The sequence below is a fragment of the Lentzea sp. NPDC060358 genome (assembly GCF_042725365.1).
Classification (GTDB): Bacteria; Actinomycetota; Actinomycetes; order Mycobacteriales; family Pseudonocardiaceae; genus Lentzea.
In genome coordinates this window covers 1-6925 of sequence record NZ_JBHXCW010000331.1, presented here as the reverse complement: position 1 = coordinate 6925, position 6925 = coordinate 1, and the positions used below count along the sequence as shown (strand labels likewise).

Genomic DNA, 6925 nt, shown 5'->3' with positions numbered 1-6925 from the left:
CCCCGGCGGGAAGCGCCCGGGGACCGTTGCTCCTCCCGCTCATCGCGGTCCGTGCTGTTGTTCCTGGTTACGCTCGGCCTCGCGGTCGCCGCGTCCGCGCCGGTGCCGGGCCTCGTCGTGCACCTGCCGCCGCAGAAGTCCTTCCTGCGTGGGACCACCACCGGAGCGATCAAGGGATGAGTGTGTAGGTATGCAACTCGATGGTGTGCTGTTCTTCCCGGTGACCCCGTTCGACGCCGAGGGGAACATCGCGTACGACGTGCTGGCCGAGCACGTCAAGCACGGTGTCTCCGCCGGGCCGGGCGCGGTGTTCGCCGCCTGCGGCACCGGCGAGTTCCACGCGCTGGGGCTGGAGGAGTTCGAGCGCGCGGTGGCCGTGGCGGTCGAGGCGACCGCGGGCCGGGTGCCGGTGTTCGCGGGCGCCGGCGGCTCGATCGTCGCCACCAAGCAGTTCATCCAGGCGGCCGAACGCGCGGGAGCCAACGGCATCCTGCTGCTGCCGCCCTACCTCGTCACCAACCCGGCCGCCGGTCTCGTGCGGTTCGTGACCGAGTCCGCCGCCGTCACCGAGCTGCCCATCATCGTCTACCAGCGCAACAACGCGAAGTTCACGCCGGAGGCCGCCGTCGAGGTCGCGCGGATCCCGAACGTCGTGGGCTTCAAGGACGGCCTGGGCGACCTCGACCAGATGCAGCGGATCGTGCTGTCCGTCCGCGCGGGGGCCGACAAGCCGTTCCAGTTCTTCAACGGCCTGCCCACCGCGGAGATGACCCAGCTCGCGTACCGGGGGATCGGCGTCGAGCTGTACTCGTCGGCGGTGTTCTGCTTCGCGCCGGAGATCTCGCTCGGGTTCTACCACGCCGTGCAGGCGGGCGACTCCGCGCTCGCGAACCGGTTCCTGCTCGAGTTCTACAAGCCCCTGGTCGAGCTGCGGGACAAGGTTCCCGGCTACGCCGTCGCACTGGTGAAGGCGGCCGTGCGCGCGAACGGGTTCGAGGTCGGCGGCGTGCGCCCGCCGCTGGTCGATCCGACGGACGAGCACCTGGCCGCGCTGCACGAGATCATCGCCGCCGGCAAGGCACTGCTGGCCTGAGAGGACGGGGCGCGCTGTGAAGATCACCGAGATCGTTCTGACCCCTGTCGCCTTCCGCGACCCGCCACTGCTGAACGCGGCCGGGGTGCACGAGCCGTGGGCGCTGCGCACGATCGTCGAGGTGCACACCGACGAGGGCATCTCCGGACTGGGGGAGACCTACGGCGACCTCGCGCACCTGGAGCGCTCGCGGTCCGTCGTGGACTCGCTGGTCGGGCTCGACGTCTTCGCCCTCAACGAGATGCACGCGCGCGTCGCCGCCGTGCTGGGCGGTGAGGTCGGCCTGGACAAGCACGGCCTGACGGGCGACATCACGGCCGAGAGCACCGTCGACCGGGTGTACTCGCCGTTCGAGGTCGCGTGCCTGGACATCCAGGGCAAGGCGCTGGGACGCCCGGTGCACGACCTGCTCGGCGGCGCCGTCCGCTCCGCCGTGCCGTACTCCGCCTACCTGTTCTACAAGTGGGCGGGACACCCCGGCGCCGAGCCCGACCGGTGGGGCGAGGCCCTCGACCCCGCCGGGATCGTCGAGCAGGCACGCACGATGATCACCGAGTACGGGTTCGGGTCGATCAAGCTCAAGGGCGGTGTCTTCGCGCCGGAGCAGGAGATCGAGGCGATCCGCGCGCTGCGCGAGGCGTTCCCCGACCACCCGCTGCGCCTCGACCCGAACGCGGCCTGGACGCCCGCCACGTCGATCAAGGTCGCCGCCGAGCTCGACGGCGTGCTGGAGTACCTGGAGGACCCGGCGCCGGGGATCTCCGGGATGGCCGAGGTGGCCGGGCAGGCCCCGATGCCGTTGGCCACCAACATGTGCGTGGTCGCGTTCGGGCACCTGCGGCCGTCGGTGGAGCAGGACGCCGTGCAGGTCCTGCTCTCCGACCACCACTACTGGGGCGGGCTGCAGCGGTCGCGGCAGCTGGGCATGATCTGCCAGACGTTCGGCATCGGCCTGTCGATGCACTCGAACTCGCACCTCGGCATCTCGCTCGCCGCGATGACGCACCTGGCCGCCGCCACGCCGAACCTGAACTACGCCTGCGACACCCACTACCCGTGGAACGCGGCCGACGAGGTCGTCGAACCGGGCGTGCTGTCCTTCGTGGACGGTGCGGTGCCCGTCCCGGCGACACCCGGCCTCGGCGTCACGCTGGACCGCGACGCGCTGGCACGACTGGCGGAGAACTACACCCGGTGCGGCATCACGTCCCGCGACGACACGGGCTACATGCAGAAGCACGACCCGAGCTACGAGAGGAAGCGGCCCCGGTGGTGAAGTCGGTTGTCCACGCCTACCCGTGGGACCTGATCGGTGACCCGGACGCCGTGGCGCGCTACCGGGACCTGGGTGTCGACGCGATCGCGCTCGCCGCGTCGTACCACACCGTGCGCGCCGCGACGCCGTTGCACCCGGAGCACCGGCTGGTCGACGCGCGGCACGCGGCGCTCTACCTGCCGGTGCGGGAGAAGGAGTACGGGCGGCTCGTGCCCGCGCAACCGTCCTGGATGGACGGTGCCGACTCGTTCGGCGAAGCAGCGTCCCTGGTGCGCGCCGCCGGGTTGCCCGTCTACGCGTGGACGGTGCTGACGCACAACTCGCGCCTGGGCGACCTGCACCCGGACGTGACGGTGGTGAACGCCTTCGGCGACCGCTACCCGTACGCGTTGTGCACCTCCCAGCCCGACGTCGTCGAGTACGCGTCCGCGCTCGTGTCGGAGGTGCTGGAACTCGGCGCGCCGGACGGGGTCGTCCTGGAGGCGTGCGGGCCGCTGGGCTTCTTCCACGGCGGGCACCACGAGAAGACCGACGGCACCGACTGGAACGCCGTGCAGCAGAAGCTGTTGTCCCTGTGCTTCTGCTCGTCGTGCACGGCCCTGTACGCCGACCCGGATGCCCTGCGCGCAGCGGTCCGGGCCGGGGTCGACCGCGGCGCACCCGGTGTCGAGGAAGCGCTGGGTGCGCTCGCGGACGACGTGCGCGCCGTGCGCACCGGCGTCGTGAGGTCGTTGCGGCAGCGGCTGGTCGGCGAGATCCGCGCCGCGGCGCCGTCGGTCCGGATCGGGATGCACGTGACCGCGGACCCCTGGGGCACCGGTCCGTTCGCGACGGTGGCCGGCGGTGTGGACGCGGACGTCGACGTCCTGACGACGATGTGCTGGCCCGGCCCCGACGTCGCGGTACCGGGCATCGAGGCGCTGCGCGCGGCCGCGCCGGGCACGCGGATCGCCGCGTACGTGCTGGCATTGCCCCCGAAGCCCCGGGACGGCGCGGCGCTGGGGGAGGAGTGGCTGGCCTACCTGGACGCCGGGGTGCAGGAGTTCCACCTCTACCACGGGGGACTGGCGTCCGCGGCTCGCCTGGACGCGGTGCGCGAGGCCGTGGCCGCCGTGTCGCGGCAACTGTGAAGGGAAGTCGCTGCAACCCGGTGTGACCGCTGTTCCGTCCTTGGTGCATGAGGCACATAGGAACCGTGGTTGGCACTGGCGCCCTGCTGCTCGTCCTCTCGGCCTGTGGCAGTGCGCAGAACGCGACCCCCGGGGCCGGTGGCGGTCCGACGTTGCCGACCGCCACCTCGCCCTCCGAGGCGCCCCCGCCGGGCATCGCGCCCGGTGAGGTGCCGCCGGACGGGAAACCCGTGACGAAGATCGACGCCACCGCCCTGGCGCCGGACCAGCCGCGCACCGTGTGGACGCAGGGTGACGGCAAGACCGTCGGCGTCGTCGCCCAGGAGGGCGGGTGCGGCAAGGCGAGCGCGTCCGTGCTGGAGCAGGGCGCGTCCGCCGTGAAGATCGAGCTCGTCGAGACCACGCCGCTGACCAAGCAGATGTGCACGATGGACATCCGCTTCCCCCCGCTGACGGTGCAGCTGTCCGAACCCCTCGGTGAGCGCACGGTCGTGCTGACGTCGCGGCAGGAACAGAAGTAGTCCTTCCCCTCGCGGTGCCCGGCCGGCACCTGCCCCGCCGGCCGGGCGCCTCACTTCACGGGACCGTTCGTCCCGGTTTGCAAGGATGGTGCGCATGAGAAACGCCGTCGCTGCCGTTGCTCTCGCCGCCGTGCTCGCCGGCTGCTCGTCCGGCGCGCCCGGCTCCGGCTCGTCCGCCGGGTCGAGCTCACCGGGTACCGCGCCCGCCGGCACGGGTACGTCCGCTCCCGGTTCGACCGGCTCGTCCGGCGCGAATCCCACGAGCGCCCCGGCCCAGCCTCCCGTCTCGATCTCGGAGGAGAAGCCCGTCGTGCCTCCCAACGTCACGCCCGTGGCGAAGGAGAAGGTCGATTCGACATCGTTGTCAGACACCTTCCGCGGTGAGGCCTACGTCTTCAACGACGGCCGCGACGTCGAGGTCTTCGGCGTCGGCGGTGGCTGCAAGGAGGCCCGCGCCGAGGTGACGGCCCAGTCCGCCGAGGTCGTCCAGGTCACGCTGGTCACGATCACCAAGCAGCCTCCCGGCACGATGTGCACGCAGGAGGTCCGCCAGGTGCCGCTGACCGTGCGCCTGGCCGCGCCGCTCGGCGACCGCCGCCTGGTGCTGGAGTCCCGCGAGGAGACCGGCTGATATATCGCATATCGCCCGGCGCGCGTCAGGCGTGGGCGACGAACTCGACGCGGTTGCCGACGCCGTCGACGGTGTGGAAGCGGAGCCTGCCGGGGATCTCCGCGGGGTCGGCCCAGACGACCGGGTGGCCGGCGGCCGCGACGGCCTCGGCCAGCGCGACGACGTCGGCCACGAACGCCGGGTGGGCCTTGCGCGCGGGGCGGAAGTCGTCCTCGGCGCCGACGTGCACCTCGCCGCCACCGGGTACCGCGAACCAGCACCCGCCGCGCGCGGCGAGCAGCGGTGGCTTGGGGAGTTCGGCCCAGTCCAGGACGCCTGTGTAGAAGGCGCGCTGCGCGTGTTCGGCGCCTGCGGGGCAGGCCACTTGCACGTGGTGGATCACGACGAGACCCCCGATCACCCGGTTACAGGACAACCGTACTGTTTGATCGGGGGTCTCGCACGGGGCTAACGGCGGAAGCTGATCTGCAGGGTCGGCGTGGACGTCTCGGCGAAGAAGTCGTTGCCCTTGTCGTCGACGACGACGAACGCGGGGAAGTCCTCGACCTCGATCTTCCAGACCGCCTCCATGCCGAGCTCGGGGTACTCGAGCACCTCGACCTTTCGGATGCAGTCCTGCGCGAGCCGCGCCGCCGGGCCGCCGATCGAGCCCAGGTAGAACCCGCCGTGCGAGGAGCACGCGTTCGTCACCTGCTTGGACCGGTTGCCCTTGGCGAGCATCACCAGCGAGCCGCCGGCGGCCTGGAACTGCTCGACGTAGGAGTCCATGCGACCGGCCGTCGTCGGGCCGAACGACCCGGAGGCGTAGCCCTCGGGCGTCTTGGCCGGGCCGGCGTAGTAGACCGGGTGGTCCTTCAGGTACTGCGGCATCTCCTCGCCGGCGTCGAGGCGTTCCTTGATCTTGGCGTGCGCGATGTCGCGCGCCACGACCAGCGGACCGGTCAGCGAGACACGGGTCTTCACCGGCAGCTTGGTGAGGACCTCGCGGATCTCCGCCATCGGGCGGGTGAGGTCGATGCGGACGACCTCGTCGGACAGGTCCTCGCCCTCGACCTCGGGCAGGAACTGGGCCGGGTCGCGCTCCAGCTGCTCCAGGAACACGCCCTCGGGGGTGATCCGGGCCTTCGCCTGGCGGTCCGCCGAGCACGACACCGCGACACCGACCGGCAGCGACGCGCCGTGGCGGGGGAGCCGGATGACGCGCACGTCGTGGCAGAAGTACTTGCCGCCGAACTGGGCGCCGATGCCGAAGTTCCGGGTCAGCTCCAGCACCTGCTGCTCGAGGTCCCGGTCGCGGAACGCGTGGCCCGACGGCGAGCCCTCGGCCGGCAGGGTGTCGAGGTAGCGGGCCGAGGCGAGCTTCGCGACCTTGAGGTTCTGCTCGGCGGACAGCCCGCCCACGACCACGGCCAGGTGGTACGGCGGGCACGCGGCGGTGCCGAGCGAGCGCAGCTTCTCGTCGAGGAACGACGCGAGGCGCTTCGGGTTCAGGACCGCCTTGGTCTCCTGGTAGAGGAACGTCTTGTTCGCGCTGCCGCCGCCCTTGGCCATGAACAGGAACTCGTAGACGGGGTCCTGGCCGGGCTTGTGGAACACCTCGATCTGCGCGGGCAGGTTCGAGCCGGTGTTCTTCTCGTCCCAGAACGTCAGCGGAGCCATCTGCGAGTAGCGCAGGTTGAGCTCCTGGTAGGCCTCGAACACCCCGCGGGCGAGCGCTTTCTCGTCGTCGCCGCCGGTCAGGACGGTCTCGGAGCGTTTGCCCATGATGATCGCCGTGCCGGTGTCCTGGCACATCGGCAGGACACCGCCGGAGGAGATGGCGGCGTTGCGCAGCAGGTCCGTCGCCACGAAGCGGTCGTTGCCCGACGCCTCGGGGTCGTCGACGATCTTGCGCAGCTGGGCGAGGTGCGACGGGCGCAGCAGGTGCTGGATGTCGCGGATCGCCTCCTTCGCGAGCAGCGTCAGCGTCTCGGGGGCGATCTCGAGGAACTTGCGGTCACCGGCCTCGACGAGCTTCACCCCGTCGGAGGTGACGAGGCGGTACTCGGTCTCGGTGTCCTTCGCGAGCGGCAGGACGTCGGTGTACTCGAAAGTGGTGGGCACGTCGTACACAACTCCAACGGTGTGCAGTTCGGATCAGAAAACCGTACCGCCACCAATCCGGCGCACCGCCGCCCGTGCGGCGTGTTCTTCGCAACGGCCGCGCGCTCGAAGACCCCGGAACGCGGAAGGCCGGGGCAGCCCCCGGCTGCCCCGACCTTCCTTCGCGTGCGA

The 6925-nt window shown here is 71.3% G+C and carries 8 protein-coding genes; 6 read left to right on the top strand and 2 right to left on the bottom strand.

The features are described from left to right. From ACFWGZ_RS38010 to ACFWGZ_RS37985, 6 genes are all read left to right on the top strand, one after another. Positions 1 to 180: hypothetical protein (locus ACFWGZ_RS38010; protein ID WP_382456441.1), on the top strand; the 180-nt coding region annotated here is incomplete at its 5' end. Between the two features lie 10 nt (positions 181 to 190). Continuing rightward, complete coding sequence (locus ACFWGZ_RS38005; RefSeq protein ID WP_382456440.1) at positions 191 to 1093, top strand: 5-dehydro-4-deoxyglucarate dehydratase; 903 nt, start codon at positions 191 to 193, stop codon at positions 1091 to 1093. Positions 1094 to 1109: 16 nt separating this feature from the next. Further along, positions 1110 to 2369: a glucarate dehydratase family protein gene (locus ACFWGZ_RS38000; RefSeq protein WP_382456439.1), complete on the top strand. Its 1260-nt coding sequence runs from the start codon at positions 1110 to 1112 to the stop codon at positions 2367 to 2369. After that, the gene (locus ACFWGZ_RS37995) at positions 2363 to 3499 is read left to right on the top strand and encodes a hypothetical protein (RefSeq protein WP_382456438.1); all 1137 of its coding nucleotides are present in this window, start codon (positions 2363 to 2365) and stop codon (positions 3497 to 3499) included. The genes ACFWGZ_RS38000 and ACFWGZ_RS37995 overlap by 7 nt, the downstream gene beginning before the upstream one ends. Before the next feature lie 65 nt (positions 3500 to 3564). Then, complete coding sequence (locus ACFWGZ_RS37990) at positions 3565 to 4020, top strand: hypothetical protein (RefSeq protein WP_382456437.1); 456 nt, start codon at positions 3565 to 3567, stop codon at positions 4018 to 4020. A gap of 94 nt (positions 4021 to 4114) precedes the next feature. Continuing rightward, on the top strand, positions 4115 to 4651 hold the full coding sequence (locus tag ACFWGZ_RS37985) for a hypothetical protein (protein WP_382456436.1): 537 nt from the start codon (positions 4115 to 4117) through the stop codon (positions 4649 to 4651). 25 nt (positions 4652 to 4676) lie between these two features. Here the strand turns inward: ACFWGZ_RS37985 and ACFWGZ_RS37980 are convergent, their stop codons facing one another. Continuing rightward, positions 4677 to 5051: a glyoxalase gene (locus tag ACFWGZ_RS37980; protein WP_382456435.1), complete on the bottom strand. Its 375-nt coding sequence runs from the start codon at positions 5049 to 5051 to the stop codon at positions 4677 to 4679. A gap of 47 nt (positions 5052 to 5098) precedes the next feature. After that, positions 5099 to 6763, bottom strand: a complete 1665-nt coding sequence (locus tag ACFWGZ_RS37975; RefSeq protein ID WP_382456434.1) for a fumarate hydratase — start codon at positions 6761 to 6763, stop codon at positions 5099 to 5101. Positions 6764 to 6925 lie beyond the last annotated feature (162 nt).

What these genes read in the sequence shown, in the direction of transcription:
- ACFWGZ_RS38005 (WP_382456440.1), top strand. Translation starts at nt 191, where the DNA reads ATGCAACTCGATGGTGTGCTGTTCTTCCCGGTGACCCCGTTCGACGCC.
- ACFWGZ_RS37985 (WP_382456436.1), top strand. Translation starts at nt 4,115, where the DNA reads ATGAGAAACGCCGTCGCTGCCGTTGCTCTCGCCGCCGTGCTCGCCGGC.